This is a genomic window from Rugosimonospora acidiphila (genome assembly GCF_039543385.1).
GTDB lineage: Bacteria > Actinomycetota > Actinomycetes > Mycobacteriales > Micromonosporaceae > Rugosimonospora > Rugosimonospora acidiphila.
The window spans coordinates 118,062-140,160 of record NZ_BAABJQ010000017.1 but is presented as its reverse complement, the minus strand read 5'-3'; the positions used below and the strand labels follow the sequence as shown (position 1 = coordinate 140,160).

12 protein-coding genes and 2 pseudogenes are annotated in these 22,099 nt (G+C 63.6%); 10 read left to right on the top strand and 4 right to left on the bottom strand.

Annotated features, from left to right (window positions below):
* Positions 1-6: 6 nt before the first annotated feature.
* A complete protein-coding gene (locus tag ABEA87_RS26100; RefSeq protein WP_425570955.1) occupies positions 7-246 on the bottom strand; it encodes a hypothetical protein in 240 nt (79 codons plus the stop codon).
* A 70-nt stretch (positions 247-316) separates the two neighbouring features.
* On the opposite strand from ABEA87_RS26100, the gene ABEA87_RS26095 reads away from it, so the two are divergent.
* Both ABEA87_RS26095 and ABEA87_RS26090 read left to right on the top strand, forming a co-directional pair.
* Complete coding sequence (locus ABEA87_RS26095; protein ID WP_345633903.1) at positions 317-625, top strand: transposase; 309 nt, start codon at positions 317-319, stop codon at positions 623-625.
* A gap of 28 nt (positions 626-653) precedes the next feature.
* Positions 654-1,481: an IS3 family transposase gene (locus ABEA87_RS26090; protein ID WP_345633902.1), complete on the top strand. Its 828-nt coding sequence runs from the start codon at positions 654-656 to the stop codon at positions 1,479-1,481.
* A gap of 34 nt (positions 1,482-1,515) precedes the next feature.
* On the opposite strand, the pseudogene ABEA87_RS26085 reads toward ABEA87_RS26090, so the two are convergent.
* The 3 genes and pseudogenes from ABEA87_RS26085 to ABEA87_RS42705 form a co-directional block, all read right to left on the bottom strand.
* Positions 1,516-2,184 (bottom strand): annotated as a pseudogene (locus tag ABEA87_RS26085) (IS3 family transposase); the annotation flags it as partial.
* A 449-nt stretch (positions 2,185-2,633) separates the two neighbouring features.
* Positions 2,634-2,951: a hypothetical protein gene (locus tag ABEA87_RS26080; protein ID WP_345633901.1), complete on the bottom strand. Its 318-nt coding sequence runs from the start codon at positions 2,949-2,951 to the stop codon at positions 2,634-2,636.
* A 26-nt stretch (positions 2,952-2,977) separates the two neighbouring features.
* Positions 2,978-3,076: pseudogene (locus ABEA87_RS42705) on the bottom strand (helix-turn-helix domain-containing protein); the annotation flags it as partial.
* 1,047 nt (positions 3,077-4,123) lie between these two features.
* On the opposite strand from ABEA87_RS42705, the gene dpdE reads away from it, so the two are divergent.
* Genes dpdE through dpdD form a run of 8 tightly spaced genes read left to right on the top strand, consistent with a single transcriptional unit; the run spans position 4,124 to position 22,047 of the window.
* Positions 4,124-7,597: a protein DpdE gene (dpdE, locus tag ABEA87_RS26075; RefSeq protein ID WP_345634010.1), complete on the top strand. Its 3,474-nt coding sequence runs from the start codon at positions 4,124-4,126 to the stop codon at positions 7,595-7,597.
* A complete protein-coding gene (dpdF, locus tag ABEA87_RS26070) occupies positions 7,594-10,197 on the top strand; it encodes a protein DpdF (protein WP_345633899.1) in 2,604 nt (867 codons plus the stop codon). Before dpdE ends, dpdF begins: the two co-directional genes overlap by 4 nt.
* Before the next feature lie 5 nt (positions 10,198-10,202).
* Positions 10,203-11,117 carry a protein DpdG gene (gene dpdG, locus ABEA87_RS26065; protein WP_345634009.1) on the top strand — a complete coding sequence of 305 codons (915 nt, stop codon included), beginning with the start codon at positions 10,203-10,205 and terminating at the stop codon, positions 11,115-11,117.
* A complete protein-coding gene (gene dpdH, locus ABEA87_RS26060; protein ID WP_345633897.1) occupies positions 11,114-14,161 on the top strand; it encodes a protein DpdH in 3,048 nt (1,015 codons plus the stop codon). Before dpdG ends, dpdH begins: the two co-directional genes overlap by 4 nt.
* Entirely contained in the window at positions 14,158-14,862 is a 705-nt protein-coding gene (locus ABEA87_RS26055) for a hypothetical protein (RefSeq protein WP_345633895.1), read from the top strand. The genes dpdH and ABEA87_RS26055 overlap by 4 nt, the downstream gene beginning before the upstream one ends.
* Positions 14,859-19,355 carry a protein DpdJ gene (gene dpdJ, locus ABEA87_RS26050; RefSeq protein ID WP_345633893.1) on the top strand — a complete coding sequence of 1,499 codons (4,497 nt, stop codon included), beginning with the start codon at positions 14,859-14,861 and terminating at the stop codon, positions 19,353-19,355. The genes ABEA87_RS26055 and dpdJ overlap by 4 nt, the downstream gene beginning before the upstream one ends.
* Positions 19,352-19,864, top strand: a complete 513-nt coding sequence (gene dpdK / locus ABEA87_RS26045) for a phospholipase D-like domain-containing protein DpdK (protein ID WP_345633891.1) — start codon at positions 19,352-19,354, stop codon at positions 19,862-19,864. The genes dpdJ and dpdK overlap by 4 nt, the downstream gene beginning before the upstream one ends.
* Complete coding sequence (gene dpdD, locus ABEA87_RS26040) at positions 19,861-22,047, top strand: protein DpdD (protein WP_345633889.1); 2,187 nt, start codon at positions 19,861-19,863, stop codon at positions 22,045-22,047. Before dpdK ends, dpdD begins: the two co-directional genes overlap by 4 nt.
* The last annotated feature ends 52 nt before the right edge of the window (positions 22,048-22,099 follow it).

The window sequence follows — 22,099 nt, the reverse complement described above, 5'->3', positions numbered from 1 at the left end:
AAGTCGTTAGGTGATGCCGAGCAGGGCCAGTGGCCGGTTGGCGTCGCGGGCGTGGTGGCGGTTGGCAGCGGCGATGTTGGTGGTGCCGGCGAGTCGAAGTGCGCCGATGGCGGCGTCGCGGAGGGTGGCCATGACGTGCGGGCCGGCGCCGGTGCGGATCTGGGATCGGTCTTCGTCGTAGGTGACATCGCGTACCCAGTGCGTCTTGTTCTCGATGGACTGACTGGGCCCCGTTCGGAGGTCCACCTGATGTGGCCCCCCCGGGAGTGGGCCGGCTCGATGAGAGTTGAGGCATAGTGATCATCGGGAGGTCACTGTGCCGAGGTACTCGACATCTGTTCGTCGTCAGGTCTGTCGTCGGCTGCGTGCCGGAGAACTCGTCTCGGACTTGGCGGTGGAGACGGGGATCTCTCAGGCCACGTTGTTCCGGTGGAAGGCCCAGGCCCTCATCGACGACGGGGTACGGGACGGAGTACCCAGCGTCGAGGCCGATGAGCTGGCCGCGGCGAAGCGACGCATCGCCCAGTTGGAGGCGGAGTTGGTTTTGACGCGGGACGCGTGTGCGTTGTTCGACGAGCAGGTGGTGGTCACCCCAAAAGAAAAATCGCGATCGTCGAAGGGCTGATCGCGCTGGGCCATTCCGGCCGGTCAGCATGTCGGGTCACCACCTGGGGAGAACCACGTGGCAGGCGTACCGGCGGCGGACCCTGTCCACCCGTGGGGTGCGCAGGATCATCGTCGCTGATGCCATCGAGGAGATTCACCAGCGTTCCCGCGGGACCTACGGCAAACGACGGATCCGCGCGGCGTTGTTGGAGGAGCACGACATGGTCGTGAACCTCAAGCTCGTCGGTGCGCTCATGCGGGAGCGCGGGTTGTCGGGCCTGCCGCGGCAACGCCGGCGCGCTCCGAACCTGCTGAAGGTGGCCACGCCAGCAGACCTGGTGCAACGGCAGTTCACCGCGGATCGGCCCAACGAGCTGTGGTTCACCGACATCACCGAACACCCAGCCCGGGACGGCAAGGTGTACTGCTGCGCGATCCTGGACGCGTTCAGCAAGATGGTCGTCGCCCGCACGTTCTCCACGGTCGCGGACACCTCGCTGGTCAACAACGCGGTCAACATGGCGGCGCGGGAACGAGCCCGGCACGCCACGACCGTGCTACATGCCGATCACGGCACCCAGTTCACGTCCTGGGCGTTCGGAGAGAACCTGCGCCGCTACGAGCTTCTACCGTCGTTCGGCACCGTCGGGGACTGCTACGACAACGCGGTCATGGAGTCGTTCTGGGGCCGGATGCAGACCGAGCTACTCGACACGAAGAAGTGGCAGACGACTCTGGAACTGACCATCGCGATGGCCGACTACATCGACAACTTCCATAACACCCATCGACGCCACAGCTACCTCGGCTACATCAGCCCCGCCGAGTATGAGAAGCTCTGGCACGACATCCAACCCAGCCCTCAACTCTCATAGCACTGGCCCACCAAAAGGGGGCCACATCAACAGGCTATGCGGGTATTGGTTGCCGGTTGGTGACCCATTGGCGGTGGTAGGCGTCGGGGGTGAGCCAGCCCAGGGAGCCGTGGGGTCTGTAAGTGTTGTACTCGGTCCTCCAGTCTTCGGCCAGTACCTGCACCTCCAGCAGCGTGTCGAACTGCTCGCAGGTCAGGAACTCGTCCCGGAACCGGCCGTTGAACGACTCACACGTGCCGTTCTGCCAGGGTGAGCCAGGATCGATGTAGGCCGGGTCGACACCAGCGAACCGGCACCAATCGGTCAGGGCGTGCGCGGTCAACTCCGGGCCGTTATCCATCCGGATGTGCTCCGGACGGCGACCCAGCGTGGTGACCAGGCTGTCGAGCACCGCGATGGTGGCGTCCGCGGTGAACGACCGGGCCGCCCTCGTCGCCAGGGCCTGTCGGGTGTACCCGTCGATGATGTTCAAGAAGCGGACCTGCCGTCCGTTGGCGGTGACGTCGACCTGGAAGTCCAACGCCCACATCTGATCCGGCCGCGTCGCGCGCATCCGCTGGTGACGGCCGGGGCCGGTACGGCGTTTCTTGCGGACCACGGGTGGCCGTTTGAGGCCCTCCTCGATCCATAGCCGGCGGGTGCGTTTGCGGTTGACGACCAGACCTTCCCGGGCGGCGATCGCGTGAGCCTTACGCCATCCCCACCGCGGGTGCTGCGCCCGCGGCCGACAGCGAGGCGATCAGTGATGATGGTGATGCGGGCATGACTCACTTCGGAAGCGATCAACAAGGCGTAGGAACCTCGATGATCTTCTGAACAGGTCATGCCCGCCCTGCTACCTCAGCAACGGCGCGTCTCCACCAATCACCTCAACCCGGACATCGCTCACGACTTTGCCGGCGCCCTGGCCGGTAGCGCGGAAGATAGCTCGCTAATCGTCATCGCGACTCCACGCGGTGCCGATGCCTCTGCGTTCTCAAGCGGTTCGTGGGTCTGGTACGCCGGGGCCCAGTCAGCTGGATAAGTTGACACTCGATGCAGCGGTGCCCACAACGGCTCCAGCCTGCCGCGTCGGAACATCCACTTCGGATGCGGAGCAGCCACCACTGTTTCTACGCCAGGGCCCCTTTCCTGATAGTCCCACCGGCTCCGTCAGGAAGAGGTAACTAGATGTTGCTCGGGGGCCTGCAGGAACGCCGTGATGCCACGTCCCCGCGGCATGACCTGTAGGTTCCTCGGCCGTACCGCATCATTAGCAGCGGTGGCTACGTGCGCGGCGTGCCAGGTATCGACGATCAGGTAGTCCGCGCGGCTGGCGAGCGATTGCAGCGCAGCAGTGGCGACCGTATCGGCATTGGCCTCGACAGCACTCGGTTCGCAAAGTCGTAACAGGCGCTTTCGCAGCAGCTCCGCCGCCCGAGGAAGGAGCGTGTATAGGCCGATCAGCGAGCCGTCCAGCCGGCGCCACACCGACTCTACCTCGCCGGCCGTTGCCGCTACCGTAACCCGGTCTCGCCCTCGGCCAGCCAACGTCGCCGCCACACGTACACCGCGTTGTGCGACACCCGTGGTCGCTGGGCGATCTGCGCCACCGGAACGTCTCGGGCGAAAACGCCGCTGCCTGCAACCGGACCGTCTCACGTCGGGCTCGGCCCTCAGCCGTCAGCCCACCACCATCGGGATACCGCACCCGAACCAGATACGAAACTCATGGACGGCTGTAACATCGACACGCCGCGCCAACGCCCATCTAATCCTGGCAGTTCAATCTCTGTATGTGCCAAGGCTTGGTTATTTGCTCCCAATACCACGCATCGGCGGCAGTTTCGATCACCGCCCTTGGCCCACGCAAAGGGCGTAGCGGATCGGTGCGGACCGTTCCACTGACGGCCATTGCTGGCCAGCGCCCGCTCGGTGGCCGCCATCGGTGAGCGAGCCGCCGACCTGCCCGCCACCGTGCGCGCCGGCCGCGGCGTGGCCCGTGACCCGCTCACCGGCCCCACTTCCGGGTTCCCGACGTCACCACGAACGGGCAGTTCTGGCCAACATCGAGGGCAACGCGTTCGATACCGCGGTCAACCGGTGGCTGCTGGGCCGTGACCCCACCCTGCGACGAGGTCTACGCCGTGGACGGCAATACACTGCGCGGATCCAGCCCTGCCAGCGGACAGGTCCACGTGTTGGCCGCAATCGACAATCACATCGGCGTCGTATCTGCCCAGACCACAGTGGAGGAAGAAACGATCGAGGTCACCCGATTCCTGCCGCTGCTGGCACCTCGACTTGACCGCGCCGGTAGTCACGGCCGACCCCCGCTCGCCATTCGATTGGGTGGTCAGATCCACACTTGTCGTGATGGGAATGTGCGAACGATGATATGATGTGCCTGTTCTGGTGAGGCGGCGATATAGGTCGCTGTTGGTAGCCTTACCGAATGCCCCAGCGCCCCAACCTGATCTTCCGGTCCGGGCAGTTTGTGCTCCACCCCGCTCTGCCGAGCGTTGTCTGGACCCAAACGGTCGGGCGCGGTTTGGTGGGCACTGACAGGGGGCGGTCGTCGCGCCCTTGTCGACTGCTCGCTGTCGCGCAGATCCAACGGGCCTCTAGCCCGCGCCTTGGAGAAGAACCACACGGGCGGCGGCATGGCTGACGAGCCGGTTCGCTGCCCCCTCTGCAATGCGCAGATGACCCTACGCTTCGCCGCACGCGGACGGAACGCAGGCAAGTCGTTCTGGGGCTGCACCCGGTTTCCAATCTGCAGGGGATCCCGTGAACCTGACGGCTCCGTTCCGAGCCCGAAGGTGCCGAAACCACGGCGCGCGGCATCAACACCGGCTGGAACACTCGCCGAGTCGTCAGGGGTGCCATCTGCCCAGGTGACAACAAGTAGGAACAGCCCCAAGTACGCGTCACGCGGGAACCCGGTACGACGAGGGGACCTGCTTGAATCGACCGTCAACGGTCTTGGGCCGGGGAAGGCCGTCGGAAAAGACGGGGACGGGTTGATCCTGGAGTACTTCGACACCCCCACTAGTCGCCGACGGGAGACGGTTTCTCGGGTCGGGCTGAGGCGGTTCCCTATTTCGACCGAGCTGCGCGTCTTCTGGCAACCCGACGGTGGACCCTGGCGATCAGGACGGGTGGTCGAACACACCCAGCATGGAGACATCTACGTCCGCGGGCACAATTGGGAGGGCCACGTCAAGGAGGCGGACCTCCACGTCCGGTGGAATCATCCGCTGACCGACCCTGTCGGATTCGGCGCTGGCGGCCTCCTTGAATCCCCGCTCCTCGCGGAGGTTCGTCGTCCGTTCCTCCAGGCCATCCTTGCTCAGCGTTCCGCGGCGCATGGCATGAGTGGTGGGATCTCCAGCGCCATCGAACTGCACGAGCACCAGATCGAGACTGCCTGGCGCGTTCTGCAAGATCCCGTTCAGCGGTACCTCCTCGCCGACGAGGTCGGCCTAGGCAAGACCATCGAAGCTGGCATCGTTCTCCGGCAACTCCTGATGGACAACCCCGACCTCAGGGTTCAGCTCATCCTGCCTCCCTACCTTGTCGAGCAGTGGCAACGGGAGTTACGCACGAAGTTCCGGATACAGGATTTCACGCGCGCAGACATCAGATTCGGTCGCGACGACGATTCGTCCAGCTGGACTTCGGCCGACCTGATTGTCGTCGACGAAGCCCATAATTTGGCCCGCTTTGCGGGGAGTGATCGACCCGACCTCGCGACCCGCTACGAACACCTGGCCGAGATCGCGCGGAGCACCCCGCGGCTCCTACTACTCTCCGCGACCCCAGCCCTTCACAACGAGCAGATTTTCCTCGCCATGCTGCGGCTGCTCGAACCCATCCTTCATCGGCATACCACAGCGGACGCACTCCGCGAGCGTCTGGAGTCACGCGGCGGACTCGGCAGACTGCTCCTCGGGCTCAGCCCCGGTCTTCCTGGGTTCCTCCTGAAGGAGCGAGTCGCGGAGATCGTGGGTCAACTCCCGGACGATGACGACCTTGCCGCGCTCGCCGATGACGCACGTCGGGCGATCAACGAGACCAACAAAGTCAAGCTGACCACAGCGCTCGGGGCAATTCACGCCCACATCGCCGACGTTTATCGGGTGCACCGACGCATGCTACGCACGCGGCGGACCGAGGCGCTCGGTGGCACCTACCGCGTTACCGGCCGAGCGGCGCCGGTGCCGGTCGCCATCCGTGACACGGCTCTTGCCGAGATCAACCTCTTGCTCGACGACTGGCGGCAGGAGGTTCTCGGCGCGAACGAAACCGATCCGGGAGCCCTTCGCGAGTTAGGCAGAGACTTCGCCGCTGCCGTGTCGCTATCACTGGACCCCGAGGCGCTGCGACAGTGGGCACGACAGCGTCGACCGGCTACGGGTGAGGAGGAATCGATCCTCGAGCGCATCGACGCTGGCCTAGTATACGTTGACCGTCTCGAAAGCATCGTTCGGCCGATCGTGCACGAGCTCGTTGGTCTGCTCGGAGCGAGGGACCGAGCAGTCGTATTCTGCCCGTCAGCGAGCATGGCGGAGGAGTTGGCTAAGGCTCTCATGGACGAGACACCTCGGCTTCCGGTCCATCTGCACGTGTCGACCACCCCCCCACCGGAGGCCGAACAGCAGGTCAGGGGGTTTGAAGCCAGCAAGGCAGCGGCGGTTCTGGTGGCGGACAGTTCTGCCGAAGAAGGCCGTAACCTCCAGTTCGCCGACCTTCTGGTCCATGTTGGATTACCTCCTCGCGCAAACCGGCTTGAGCAACGGATCGGCAGACTCGACCGTTGGGATCCTGGGAGGTCTGGCGACCGTTGGCGCTCCCAGGTCTTCCTCGATGCTCATAGTTCGTTTCTCGGCGCTTGGTTCCGCATCCTCAATGACGGGTTCGGGATATTCGAGAACTCCGTCGCCAGCCTGCAGCACGCGGTGGACGAGGCAACTGACGCCGCTTGGACGATGCTGCTCACCGACGGCGCTGCCGCGATCGGCACCGCGACGGCGGCAGCGAAGTCAACCCTGAGTGAGGAACTTGCACACATTCGCGAGCAAGACGCCCTCGATAGCATCATCGCAACGGCACGCGAGGATTCGGTGTTTCAGCGCCTGGCCGAGGTGGAGGCCAGACAGTCGGAGTTCGCGGCACTCACCGATCGGTTGCTGGCATCGGGCGAGGGAAACCTGCGGTTCAGCAAACTACTGGATCCGGTGCATAGCATCGGAAGCTACGAGGCAGTGCAATGGGTCCGCGGGAAGGCCGAGTTTCCGCTGGTACCGACGATGCGCCTGTTGCGAGATTTCGCTCCGCTCAGGGGGCACCGAGGCACGTTCCTTCGGCAAACGGCGGTCGGCGGAGACGACCTCCACCTTTACCGCTACGGCGACCCGTTCATCGACGCCGTCTCGGACTTCCTACGAAACGACGATCGAGGACGCGCCTTCGGCATGTGGCGATGGATACCCGGGTGGCGAAAGGCCGAGCAAACCGTCTATCGGTTCGATTACGCGGTCGAGGCAAACCCGTTTGATCACCTCGCCTCGGCTTCGGAAGGGGATACCCTCCAAGGCTTCGGACTGGACGAATTTGCCCTCCGTCGCCGGTCGGACGGCCTGTTTCCTCCGCTGATCACCAGTCTCTGGCTGGACTACCGAGGCAGGGTCGTCACGGATGATCTCCAACTCGCCGCCCTCAGCCATCCGTATCGCAAGCCTAGGGGCGATGAGCCCGGCGGCGACTATGCGTTGAATCGCGGCAGAATCCGCTACGCCTACGAGGTTGTCTCGGAAGACCGGTGGGCCGCTACCTGGCGCAAGGTGGAGACGGCCGCCCAGGACATCATCCGCAACAGCGATGAAGTGCGACAAGCCGTCGCCCGCGGCCTGGCCGCGGCCGAGCAGGACCAGACGACGAGGCTTCGCCAACTCAGACTTCGCGCCACGCGGAGCAGCGACGCCGAGCGGGAAGCACTCCAGAGGGAGACTGAGCGGGAGGTCGCCGTCGGACACGCGATCCAACGAGCTATCGCATCCCCGTCGCTTCACCTCGACAGCACCGGCGTGGTGATTGTCTCTGGACGCGGTCTTGATCAGGACGAGACCGAATGACCGCACAACGAGACCTGCTCCAAGATTGTCTTCGCGGCGACGTCGCCCACCAGGCCCACCTGACCGGCCCACACCGACGGCTCGCCGACGCCTGGTTGTCGGACCAACCCGGTCCGGCGATCAGCGGAGACGTCGCCGCACTGCTTGGCCACGTCCTGCGTCACGAGCGTGGCGTCACGGGTCCCGACTCGAAAACGCATTTAGATCTCGACCTCGCGGGTCGTGGCATCTCCGTCGACTCGATTCAACGGGCCAACCTGGACGGCGTGCGTTTCGGAACGACCCACTATCGCGTATCACCAGGTACCCGCTGGGCGCCGACCTGGCTACACGGCAATCCCGAGTGGATCGACCTCGCTTGTGCAAGCCCTGGCCCGTACGTTGACTCCTGCGCCACATCCGTGCCGACGTATGCGCGCCCCACCACTCCCGTGGCGGCGGATCCAGCGTTGACGACCATTGCACCGAAACTCGACAGCTACCGCAGTCGCACGCAGGCCACCGCCGTACGAACGGCCGCACTACGAGACCCCCGGTCGACGCTGCACGTCGTCCTGCCGACCGGCACCGGGAAGTCGCTCGTAGGGATCGCGCCCGGCCTGTTCCGATCAAATAGCACGACGATCGTCCTCGTCCCCACGACGGCGCTGGCCCTCGACCAGGAACGCAATATTCGCTGCGTATTCCCAGTAGCGGCCCTGCCCACCGAACTCGCGTACTACTCGGATCGCGCGCCGGCAGAGAAGGAACTCATCCTGAAGCGCCTCAAGGAGGGTTCCCAACGGCTGCTCTTTGCCTCCCCGGAGGCGCTGGTAGGCGGCCTCGTCGGCCCCCTGAGAGAGTTGGCCAGCTCGGGTGGACTCACGCACTTCGTCATCGATGAAGCCCACCTGGTCCGAACGTGGGGCTTGAGCTTCCGTCCTGAGTTCCAGATCGTCGCCGCTCTCCTTACCGAGCTGCGCGTCATCGCGACTAGCATGAGCCACGAACCACCTCGGGTCACCCTGATGACGGCGACGCTCTCGGCCGCCGGGCTTGAACTGAACGACGAACTCTTCCGCGGCGAGCAGCCCTCGACATTCGTCGGGTCGACCTACCTTCGCACGGAACTGCGCTACCTGGTGGGAGAAAGGACCAGTACGCAAGAACGAGTTGTCCGCCTGATCGAAGCGCTCCACCACCTTCCCCGTCCGGCGATCATTTACACCGCCCTAGTCAACGATGCCAGGAACATCGCTCGAGAACTCCGCGAGGCCGGTTTTGCGCGCACCGAGGCGTTCCACGGTAGGACCGGGTCGGCGGAACGACTCGAAATCCTCCGGCACTGGTCGGGCGAGGGCGGACCGACGACCTGCGATGTGGTCGTCGGGACCAGTGCGTTCGGACTCGGCGTCGATCAAGCAGATGTGCGGACGGTCATCCACGCATGTGCGCCGGCGTCGGTTGACCGCTTCTATCAGGAGGTCGGCCGCGCAGGCCGCGACGGCCACGCGGCCCTGTCGGTATGGCTACCCGCCGAGGGCGACGTGGAACGCGGACGCGGCATCGAGCGAACGACCGTCATCGGCGACGACAAGGCCTGGAACCGATGGGTTGCCATGAGGTCGCACCGCGCCGAACTTGAGGGCGGAAGCATGGTCCTCGACACGTCCATCGTCCCTCCGCACAAGCGGTACCGGTCGGACGCGAACCGCCTCTGGAACCGCAACACGCTTGTCCTCATGCAGCGGGCCGAACTCATCGCCATCGAGGCCCGGACGCCGCCGTCGCTCGTTCGCGCACCAGACGAGTCGGAGGAGCTGTTCCGGGCGCGGTGTTCCGCTGCCTGGGACGAGTTCGCACGTTTGATTCGTGTCCGCATCCGGCCCAGCGTCGACAACCTTGATCAGCAGACCTTCGAGCAAGCTCTGGCATCGGCGCGCAACGAGATCAAGGCAAGCGAGTCCGCGTCGATACGCCGGGTCGACCGGTTGCTGCGACGCGAGGAGTGTTGGGCCAAGATTCTGCGTGAAGAATATGATTACCACGACGTCGGTGAGACGCGGGCGAGCCAATCGGTGAGCCCTTCCTGCTCCGGGTGCCCAGCGACGGGCCATGTTGCGACCGACGGACTTTCTGCGGTGCTCCCGATGGTCGTGCCGGTCGACGTGCCAGACCTGGGCAGAGGCGTTCGGGCCCCGCTGGAGCGACTTGCCGCTGGTCAACGCAGCATTGTCGTCAGCTACGCGGGCAGGGACATGACCCAGGCCCTAAGCAACCTCGTCCAGCGCTGCGTTTCGCATGGCGTGCGGGCCGTGCTGGCTGACTCCACGATCGTGCGACGACTGGCGGTTAAGAACGCTTACCGGTACGCCGACGAAGGGCTCGTCATGGTCGACGAAATTCCTTTGGGCGGCCCGCCCGTCACCTCCTCGGTGCCGACACTCATCTTGCTCGACCATGACGACTCCCCTCGGGTGCGCTGGCTTTCACCGACCTCGGGACCACTGCTCATCGTTGTAGTGCCCGAGACTATGGCAGATCCGGAGTATCCGAACCATCTCCTCAAGCACATCCGAAGCCCACATTGGAGCCTCAGCGGCTTTCTCAGGAGTATCTAGTGGCAATGCTCAACCCCCCGCGAAGCCTGCCCGGGCTCGCGCGGTCTTTGGTCAACTTCCTGGCTGCGTCGCAGAAGGAGTGGTCCGAGAAAGAATTGATCGCCACCGTCAAGCCCGAAGGGCTCAACGACGACAAGACGGCGGGCGACGGGATCAGCAACACACTCGCTGTCCTCCGCGCCATCAACATGCTTTCAACGGGGGACGACGGAGCTGTGTCTCTGGCTGAAGGGGTCCGTGATGTAGATCCTCCGCTCAACGTGACGAAATTTCGCAGACTGCTCCATCGCCATATCTTCGACGCCGAACGGGACGGGGATCCTTGGACGCGCCAACGGGGTGACGGCGATACCAGCGGAGCCAGAGACCTGGTCAGGGCCTTGTCGTGGTTCCTTGCCCAGGACGCACTCGGCGAGCCCCTCTCCTGGGTCGAAAAGGTGCAACCAAGACAGAGCAGTCAATTCAAGACAGATGATCACACCGAGTGGGCTATCCAAAACGACACAAGATGGGGCGCCTTCAGTCGTTGGGCGCCGGCTCTCGGCTTCGCGACGCCGTTGTTTGTCCGCAGCAGAAGTTGCCTGGTCCCCCTTCCAGTCGTGGCAATCGAGGACGCGCTCGTAGACCTCCCCCTCGATCGGCTTCCGGTCGACGACTTCCTGGCTCGCCTGGCGCGGCGAATTCCAGTCATTCATGGCGGTGCAGTCCGGACCTCGTTAGTCGCGAGGCTGGAATCGGATCCTGATCCGGGGGTCACGAGCGAAGCGGTCGACAGTTCAGTAGGTCAAGCGCTACGGATCCTTGAAGGTCGCGGCCGACTCTTATTCGAGAGATTACCTGACGCTAAGGGCACGTTGCTGTCACGCTTCGACGAAGGCCGAGTTACTCACGTCACCGTAGTCCTGGGAGCGAAGAAATGAGTTGGCGCGGAACCCTACCGGCCGCATGCTGGGAGTCCTCGCAGGCGTCCCAGATCATTCCGGTTGAGGCCGAGAGCACCCCAGACGGCGTCTTTCTCGCCACTCACAGTTCGCTTCCGATCGCATTGCGCAATCAGGTCCAGAACGCACGCGAACCCACGATCGTTGACGAGCGCGCCCTACTGACCGCGGTCCAGCAGCAACCAGCCGATCAGCCGATCATCCCCATTCTCGGTGAGTCAGGAACCGGCAAGTCACACCTCGTGCGGTGGCTCCGCATCAACCTAAAGACTAAACCGTCGACTCGCCTCATCTTCGTCCCAAAACACAACGTGTCGCTACGCGGAATCCTTGACCGGATTCTTACGCACGCAACTGGCGAAAGGGCCGACGACCTACGCCGAAAGGTTGTCGAAGCAGCTGACGCCGTCGCCGACCATGGCCAGGCACGAGTCCGGCTTCGTAACGAACTCGCCTTTCGGGTAGAACACTTCGGTCCACGAAGAGACGTTGGCCCAGAAGAGGCGGAGATACGCACGTATCTGTCTTCGCCCACTGGCCTGCCAGCCCTTTTGCAGGACCCACAGTTCCGAGCGCTTGTCATGGGCGACGGGAGTGCGATCGCTCGCCTGGTGAGCGAGAAGATCTCCGGCAAGGGCAGGGAAGACAAGGGGGACGCCTTCGGCTTTCGCCCTACTGACCTGCAGTTCACCCTGGATGACGTGAGCAAGGCCGGCGCGCACGCTCGTGAGGTGGCTGCCAGTCTGCAGGGCCATCCGGAACTCCGCGAAGCTGCCGCCAGGATGCTCAACGAGCAGTTGGCGCCGGCAGTCGGCGAGGTCTTCGGCGTAAGCGGCAGCGACTTGAAGGACATTCTTGTCGAACTCCGCGTTGAACTGCGCAAGCAAGGGCTTGAACTTCTGTTGTTGATCGAGGACTTCTCGATTTTCCAGGGGATACAGGGCGGCTTGATCGATGCCATCACCCTTATTTCGACCCAGGAACTCGACCTGTGCCCGATGCGCGTGGTGATGGCGGTCACGACTGGCTACTTCACCAATGAGATGCCGGACACGGTCTACACTCGCACCTACAAAGTTTTCGACCTTGAACTTCCAGAAGATGGCCGACGTGTCCTTGACCGGACTGCGTTTGTGGCAAAGTACCTTAACGCCGTGCGTGTCGGGGCGGCGCAGATCGAGGAACGCTACCGATCCAACGAATCGGACCCCAACGCCTGTGAACAGTGCCCGGTGACGGACTCGTGCCACGCTGCATTTGGCTCAGCTCGAGGCTATGGGCTGTTCCCGTTCAACCGGGCAGCACTGACTCGGGCGATTCTCAGCCAATCGAAGGGCGATAAGTTCGTCGCCCGGGACATACTCACCCGGGTTATCCGGCCGGTTCTCCAGAACGATCAGGAATCGATCGAGAGTGGCGCTTTCCCAACTGCCGAATTCTACAGCGACTTCCGTGCAGGCATTGACCCGGAGTCCTGGAATGTCGAGTTCGACAATGCTCTAAAGACGCCAGGCGACGACGAAATCTCTGCTCGCCGGGTGCGAATGGTCCGGTTTTGGGGTTCCGGAAATGGACCAGAGAATCTCTCCAAGGTCATCCACTCGGCGTTCGGGGTTGCCGAGGTCGACGGCCTCGCATCCGTGCGCGGCGTCCGGTCTGCAGGCAATGCCACGGCGACAAACGAACCCGTCGTTGACGTTGGCACCACGCAGCAGGCCGTCTCAGCGGTGAGGAGCGTTCGCCAGGAACCCCGGTTAGTCCGCGCGGTCGATCAGTGGCGGCAAACCGGCAGTCTCGAGCAGGGTGTCCGCAACGAGCTACGCAACCTCGTCCACTCGGCGGTGGTGGAGTATCTGATGCTGGACGATGGCCTAGGCGGTTCGTCATCTTGGACCACTCAGCGGGTCGAGCTCCGGCCATCATTCGATGCCAGGTACCAGGTGGCACTGGACGGCCCCGAGTGGGAAACAGCGATCATCGCCATCGATCGTGACAATGATGCCGAAGTGCGGGCACTACGCGCGCTGGCCTGGGTGAATGCCGAGGGTGGTTGGCTGGTGGTTCCTAACGGAGAGGCTCTTCAGCGATTGTGCCACGAGCAGGTGGTCGCCTGGGCAGACCGAGTATCCCATGCCCTGTTGCCGAACCGCGACGCCCGAGACGAGCCGGAGTTGGCACGGCTGGCGCGGCTGCTGTTGGCCATGGGTAAGGTGCTCGGTATTCGAGACGCATACCGGTCCGACTGGCAGAGCAGGCTACGCGCAATCTTCGCGCCGGTCCCGTCCGGGGGTAGTAACGACGGGCGGCCGGCGCTGTCAAAGTGGCGAGAAGGACTTCTGGCAAATTCGAAGGTCATCTCCCGTGAGCACCTTCAGGCACGCTTGATGCGGCTCGCGGCCTTCGCGCAGGGCGGCGGCAAGCCGTTGGCATTGGATATCCCCCGGTTACAGCGCGCCCTGCAGGATCGTTCCGCCGATGCCCAATGGCCGGCGAACACACCGGAGAACGTGAAGATCGCCGAAGACCTAATAACCAATGCGATGGGCAGCCTCGAGCAACTCTACGAGGAGGCCGTACAGCTCCTGCCCGACCTTAGCGAGCTTGGCGCAGACATCAAGGACGCCGCCGGCGAACTGAACAGGCTCATTGATGAGCGCGCAGGCGCGGGCGAGCTGCCCGGGACGATCGACCGAGGCGCGATCGGTGCAGCCGCCAAGGCCATCAGGCAGGGTGATCAGCAGACCGTCAACCGGGTCCGGGAAGAACTGAGCGGTTGGGCGGACCTGCCGGTCGACGAACGCCTGAAAATGCTGACCGGTGACTGGGATAACAGCGCGATCCGTGTCCGTACCTGGCACGAACCGGCACAGGAAGCAGTTCGGGCGCTGGAACAGCAGTTGGCCGGCGGCCAAGACTCTGAAACACCGCGGGATCACGACGACGCTGTCACGCGACTGGCCACAGCGATCGAGACTCTTCAGGCAGAGTTCGCCCAGCTTACGGGACAGGAGCAGCCGCGATGACCCTGGTAGATCGTATTCAGCGGCTGAGGACCGCCGCGATCGCGGCGGACGATGAGAGCCGAGTCAAGGCTCGAACGGGCGCCCTGCTCGACCTCGCCGAGAGGCTGGATGGCGCGGCACGCGGCCTCCAGGAAACTCGGATCGCGTTGGACGAGTTGCGCGTAGTCGGCGCCGAACTCGCGGTGGAACTTCTGAAGGAGGCGGACGAGATCCAGCGCGTCCTCAGCGAACTCGTCCCGTCCCGGTTAACCGTGGACGCACCCCTCGACGCGCCGAAAACGACGGTGAAGAAGGTGGAAGCGTTCGTCACGCGTGCGCGCCAGTCCGCAGCGTCCGGCTGGCAGGAACTTCTCCATCGCGAAGGACCCATTGTCGATGAGGAATTGCTCGATGCCCTAGGGCGTAGCGGCGTCGAGATCGAGGCAATCAAGAGCGAGTTGTTGAGGGCGCAAACATTGTTGATGAAGCTGGGGTCACACGCCATACCCAGGCAGGGCGACGTCGTCACGCTACGCCAGGCCATGAGTGATGTTGAATCCTGCGCTCGGCAGACGCAGGCACTGGTTGACCCGCTCATCGCCGACGTCATCTTGGGCGCTCAGACATCCGAGGGGTTGCCCTTATCCCGATTCACCTCGGAGGTCAGGGGCGAACTGGAGAGGCTGGGAATCATCACGCGCTTCCGGGTGATCGCGCGATGAAGGACGTCAGTCTCGAGCTTCAGATACTCGAAGCGGTCGAAGCCCGCGAGGATCCACTGCTCTCGTGGGGCATCGTCGATGGCGGCCTCGCCACCCATGAACTCATCACGCTGGTCGATGACCTCCTTCTACGCAATGGCGACCTCCGCGACGCCGACGAGGTCATGGAGGACCTGCTCCAACGAGGCCTTATCGTGCGTGACGACACCGCAACCACCACGTTGTGGCGCAGCCGAAACGGCGAGACGCTTCGCCTCCTTGCCCGGTCTCGCCAGATCTTCTTGAGCAACGACCCAGAAACCGCGTGGCGCAACGGGGCCACGCTCGTCGCAGACTTCCGGTATGCGCGGCGGCCGCGGGTGTATCCAGTGCGCGACCAGGCCTGGACCGAAACGCTTCTCGGTGTTGGCCAGACGAACCCGACCCACTCCGCGACCATCGAGGCGATGACGCGTGGTAGCGAGGGTCAGCCGCGCCTCCTGGCTGGATTCCAGGTGCGAGCGACCCGGCAGGTGCTCACCTCATTGCAGTCTCCGGTGACTTCAGCAACGGTGGTCGGCGCTGGTACGGGTAGTGGCAAGACTCTTGCGTTCTACCTCCCGGCCTTTGCCTACCTCGCGGGATTGAGGGATAGGACAGTTTGGACACGTGCACTTGCGGTCTATCCGCGCAACGAACTGCTCAAGGATCAGTTGAACACCGCTTTCGCCGCGGCGAGGCGTCTCGATCACCTGTGGGTTGAGCACACCGGCCGCAAGTTGACGTTGGGCGTTCTCAACGGCGGCACACCCCACACGCCTGCATCGGTCAGCAAACCCTACCTGGGCTGGGTCAAAAGCGCGCGCGGGTACCGGTCTCCCCACCTTGTCTGCCCCGGGGACGGGAGCATGCTGTGCGGCGGAGACCTCTACTGGTCGGAGGAGGATGTCCGCGCCAGGACCGAACGCCTGACGTGTGCGAGATGTGGGCGACAGTTTGACGAATCGGTAGTGTCACTCACCCGCACGTCGATGAGCAGGCGGCCACCGGACATCCTGTTCACCACGACCGAAATGCTGAACCGGGGTCTTTCGGACCTGTCGCTGCGGCCACTGCTCGGCGTGGGCCAGGCTAAGAAGCCGCGACTGGCACTCCTTGACGAGATCCACACCTACGAGGGAATGACCGGCGCTCAGGCGGCCATGGTGCTCCGTCGTTGGCACCACGCCTTGCAGGGCACTGTGGCATTCGTCGGACTATCCGCGACGCTGTCGAACGCGGTCCGTCATATGGCCGATCTCTGCGGTGTTGCAGACGATTCTGTCACGAGTATCGAACCAACTGAGTCCGAACTCGAGTATGAAGGAGCGGAGTACCTGGTCGCTCTACGCAGTGATCCGACGAGTGGCGCGGCCGTCCTCTCGTCGACCATCCAGGCGGCGATACTGCTGCCCCGGACGCTCGACGATCCCTTAGTTCAAACGTCGAATGGCGTCTACGGCACGAAGGTCTTTGTCTTCACCGACGATCTCGATGTCACGAACCGGCTCTACAGCTACGTGCTGGACGCCGAAGGGCAGCGAGTCCGTAGTGGTGGACGCGTCATGGATCAGTACAAGGATCCCCTCGCGTCGATGCGGCGGGCTGGCACACGCGACGTCGCGGCCCAGCGTCGAGCAGGTCAGGTGTGGGATCTACCGATCCAGATCGGGCACCGCCTCGGCCGTCCCGGCCTCAGAATCGGGCGGACGACATCGCAGGACAGTGGTGTTGATCCTGCGGCCCAGGTGGTCATCGCCACGTCATCGCTCGACGTCGGCTACGACGACTCTGCGGTGGGCACTGTCCTCCAGCACAAGGCACCGCGAGGCGTCGCCACGTTCGTCCAGCGCAAGGGCCGCGCCGGCCGAACCCGCCAAATGCGGCCCTACACGGTTGTCGTGCTGTCCGACTACGGGCGTGATCGGGCCGCCTACGAGGCCTGGGACGCCCTATTCGATCCGGTCCTACCCAAGACCGTGCTCCCGACCCGAAACCGCGCAGTTCTTCGGATGCAGGCCACGATCGCCATGCTCGATTGGCTGGCGAGCCAGGTCGCCGGCAAACACCCGGCCGCAAACCTATGGCGCGACCTCAGAGAGATCGTTGACCCCAAGTATCAAAATACTCGGCTGACGCAGGAGAGCGCTGTGGCGGTCCTGCGTGAACTGCTTCGTGACCCGAGCCGGCAACGAAGCCTGCGAGAGTGGATCCGATCAGCCCTGCAGATCTCTGAGAACGCCGCGAACGAACTCCTCTGGCACCCGCCGCGTCCGCTGCTGCTGTCGGCCGTGCCGACGTTGGCTCGTCGCGTTCACAATGAGTGGGCCGTCGCGGGCGAGCAGGGAACGACCAAAGGCAAAGACACAATGGGCGGCAATCCGCTTCCGGACTTCTTCCCCAACAACCTGTTCACCGAACTCTCGCTGCCCGAGGTCCAACTCGTCGTGCCCCCGCAGAGCCCGTGGGAGACCGAGCCGGAACTTCAATCCATGAGCTTGGCCCAGGCACTCCGGGAGTTCGCGCCCGGACGCATCTCCCACCGGTTCGCGACGCGTAACCCCGCGTCTCGACACTGGATTCCGCTCGAGGTCGGAGCCGACGGGGCGCAGATGGCGCTTGATGCCTTCCTCCTGTCCTACCGGTACGAAGAGGACAGCGTGGTCGATATCGGCGGCCGCGCCACCAGGATACGGGTGGCCCGCCCCGGTCGTATACGCCTCGAGAACGGTCCACCGGAGGTCCGTGACAACTCAAATGCGTCGCTGGGATGGCGGTCCCAATTCGTCGAGGCGGGCCCTGGTCTAGCAACCCGCATCCCCGCTTCGGACCCTGTTGGCCAACTGGTCAGGGAAGCGACGTTCTTCCTGCACGCCCAGCACTCACACGTCGAGGTTCGACGGGTTGCCGTGAACTCCGAAGCGCGCCTGCTCTTCCAGGCGAAAGGCGAGGCCCGGGTCCGCTCGACGTTCTCGCTCGGCGGTGACGCCGTCGGGCTTGGGGCAACTTATGACGTGGACGGGCTCCGATTGACGGTCGAACTCCCGCCAGCGATCCGTCCGTCCGCCGAGATATCACCCGGACTACGTGGCGCCTGGTTCCGCCATGTTCTGATCAACGACCCCGTGCTCCTGGAGCGGATGAGCAGTTTCCAGATCAGTTGGCTGCACGAGATTCTCGAGTCGATGCTGCTCATGGAGGCAACCGCCACAGGCCTCTCAATCGCCGACGCCTACGCACGAGCCCGCGCTAGCCTCGACGACCGCCTCGACGACACGCTCTCCGCGATGTTCCGCAGCCCCGACGTTCTTGGCACGGACAGCGACGTGGTCGGTCGCACAGGTCAGCGGCTTCGAGCGCTAATCAATGAGAAGGCCGTGCTCGACAGACTCGACGAACTCATTCCCCAATACTGGCAACCGGACGATAAGCCGATGGAGGATTGGCTCCGACGACGCCTGCTGGCAACGATCGGAGAGGCGGCCTTGTGGGCGGCGAGCGAGATCTGCCCGGAACAGAATCCAGAGGGGCTGATCGTCGATGTCGAGCCCGGGTTCGACCAGGACGGCGTCAGACGGACTGGGCAGGTCTGGCTTACCGAGAGCACCATCGGCGGTGGCGGATTCATCGAGTCGCTGGCATCCCGGGTGCGGCCCGATCCACGTAGGTTCCTCCGACTGATATCGCGCGCCACCCAACCCTCGACGGCTGACCTTGTCGACACCCACATGCGCCGGCTGGTCAACCTCATCAACGAGGACGCCGCCTGGCGCGACCATATCGCTGCCTACCGCCAGGCGTCCGACCAACAGGATCGGGTCAAGGCACTGGGCAGGATCCGCGACGCCTTCCGCTCAACCGGCATCCACGGTGCCGAGCACGCCGTAGTTTCCAGCTTGGCCAACAGACTGTTACGGCCGGGCTCCTCTTCGGCCACGGACTCCGCGCTGCGGGCGATCGTTGAGGCTTGGACGGCGGAGGAGGAGCGCCTTGGGGTCGAGATTCCCGTTCGGACGTGGGCCTACCTCAGGCGCGCGGACACCAGTCTCGACGCAGGGCTGAACCTCGGACCGAGCGCAACCGAGCGCCAACGCCTCGATGCCGTACAGAGCCTGCTCTGGCCGCGCGGCTGGCGACTTCGCGCCGAGGGACTCCGCTCCTGGAACCCTTACCACGACAACGACTTCACCCTCCCTGATCTTCTCCGTGAGATCCTCCACAGACAGGAGACCTCGATCGATGTCGTGGATTCCGCCACGGATGCCCAGGTCCGGGAGACACTGGCCGTCAAGGGATCCGCAATACTGTCATCGTCGCCGGAGCACGTCGGTCTGCTGTCTAGCCTCATCGTCGGGCTGAGCACGATACCCATCACGACGGAGTACCTGCAGGTATACCCAAAGGTGGTCGAGGTCCTACATCGGGCCGACGGTACGGTCGTCGCCGCGCTGGAGCTTGCTGAGGTCGCCGCATGAGGACCATCACCACCAAAGGTAACGGGCAGACGCGGGCGCTTAGCGACCTGATGCAGAACCTGTTGGTTTCGGAACTGCTGTACCCGTCACGGGAACTGTGGGTGCTGTCGCCGTGGATCGCGGATATCGTTGTGATCGACAACGGGGCAGCGCAGTTCAGTACTCTGCTACCGGGCCTGCCGGCGCGAGGCATCCGACTGACGGAAGTCTTAATCGAGCTTGCCCAACGCGGCTCCGAGGTGCGTGTGCTCACCTTGGATGACGTCCGAAACACGACGGTGCAACTGAGGCTGCGAGACGCCGCGGCCTCCGGTCCGCACCCACTGCATTTGATTCGCTCAACTCTGCACGCCAAGGGAATTCTCGGAGATCGTTTCCACTTGTCCGGATCAATGAACTTTACCTACCGCGGTCAACAGGTCAATGACGAGGGCATCACGGTTACGACCGAACCCGACATCATCGCGAAGGTTCGAATCGACTACAACACGAAATATAAGACAAAATGAATACCATACTAAAGGAATTCTTTAGATCGGGAAACGATATCAATCCGTACGTGATCCCGGCTGAGCTTCAGGTGCTCATCGAGAGATGGGCCGAGGCCATCGCACGGGGGCAGATCGGGTTTCTGCCTCGCTCGACCGGCGACCGGTTGCTGTGGTACGCGTTCGCCCCCACTGCACGACAACGCCGAGAACTTCTCGACACCCTTGACGGATGGATAGGACCCACCTTCAGTGACCTTGACATCCGGCGCGGAGAACTCTCTCCCAATGACCCATTCGATCAGTCTCTGGCCAGGCTCGATGTTCGGCCGATCCGATTCGAGGTACTCCCCAGGGCGAAACCCGAATCATCCCACTCGCGGGACTACGTACGCAATTCTCTAATCGTTCTCGGACGGATGATCGAGAATCGACCGCCATCCGAGTTCGGTGCACCGCGCGCCACGGTTGAGGTTTTGGACGACTTGGCCCATGCCATCGCCTCTCAAGACCGCAGACTGGCGATGGAGTGCCTTGACGAACTCAGCGTCACCGCCGACATGGACTTCACGAATCTTGCCTTCCTCCGCCTTCGTACCTTCGCCGGAGTCGGCGACTGGAACGCGTTGTTGGCCGACGAAGATCTGATGCACGTCGTCCGGATGCGGCGGCCTTTGGGGATTACTCGGGCGATCCAGCATGCCGTGTACGCGAGTTATCTCGGGGATCACGTCGGCTCAGGGAACGCTTCCGACCTCCGCAAAGCCGCCGAGATGCACCTTGGCCAGTACGTCTCCCTGGCAACTGACATACCCGCATCGAATGGTTCCGAGGCCATCGTAGAGTTCCTTCTGGCCGAGATCTCAGGCGAGCCGTCCGAGACCCTCGACCAACTCGTCGATCAGGCCTGTTCAATCGAACCCAAACTTGGCACACTGCTCGCGCACGTCAAGGCCGCGGTCGAACCTGTCAAGAGCGAGTCGGAGTTCACGGAGAAAGGCGCTCGGCCGGATTCTCTGCTACCACTCCAGCAGGCCGCCATGCGTTTTCTCGACGGGGAATACGTGGCCGCTGCCAAGATCACGCTCCAGTGCCCGCCCAGCCTTCAGGCCGCACGCTTGCTCCTTCAGGCCGCCCGATCCGCCAACGATCTGTCGATAGCGGAGCAGGTCAGTGGCTACATCGAAACGAATAGTCTGCGTAGCGCAATAGTCCGGGCAGATGAAAACCTGCAGCGCGATCTCGCATGGCTGGACGACCGGGCCAAACCCGCGGAGCCGACCGATTGGCTGGCCTGGTTCGATTCGTTGTCCGACAACTCGGCCATCAACCACTCCGTGAGCGCCGAAGCCAGGGATGGCTGGCAACTTCTCGACTATTCGGTGATCTCCCGCGTGCTCAACGGCGCGTCGGACGAGGTGCTCGGCCGACTCGGTGAGTGGGGCGGTCAGTTCATGGCCGCTCATCGTGATGTCATCCTGGCAAGCAACGGTGTCGACCTCGTGGAACGGGTCCTTGCTGGCCTCGCGTTATCGGCAAAGAGGTCTAGGGGTGTCCAGGCCCAAACACTTGCTCTGCTAGACGACCTGACGGCGGCCACGGTCGGCGGTTCCTGGCCTGACGACGCCTTGATTTGGTGTGGAGAGATCGCGACGAACAATGCTGCCGCGATCTCCGCCTCGTGGTGCGTCGACCTCCTGCAGTTGGGCACATCCCTCGTTGGGGCCGGCACAGTCGCGAAGCAGGACTTTTTCTTCGCCGTCGTCAACAGTGTCCGCCAGTTCAAGTCGGCCCTCAGCCTCACTGACCTCGAAGCGCTCGGAGTCGTCGCTGAGGAGCTCAATCTCGAACTTCCGTCAGACTTCGCGACGGTCATCGACGAAGATGCCGATCCAGGCGCGGAATACCGTCACCTTCGCGGCCAGAAGGTGGTTCTGTACTCGCTGACGGAAAGTGCTATCACACGAGCCGCGCAGGTCCTTCGCCGCCTTGTCCCCGATCTTGAGGTGGACACGACAACGGAGCACGACGGCAGCCCCAGGCTAGCTGCCCAAGCGGCAGGGGCAGATGTCTTCGTTGTCGTCGTCGCATCGGCGAAGCACGCTGCCACGAACTTCATAAAAGATAGGCGCGGCCACAAACCGACAATCCTCATCAACTCCCGCGGATCGTCAGCAATACTCGATGCACTTCGCGCAGCGTGACCTGCAAACCCGTCGTCGGGCGGGCTCATTTCCACGCTTCGCCCATCACGTC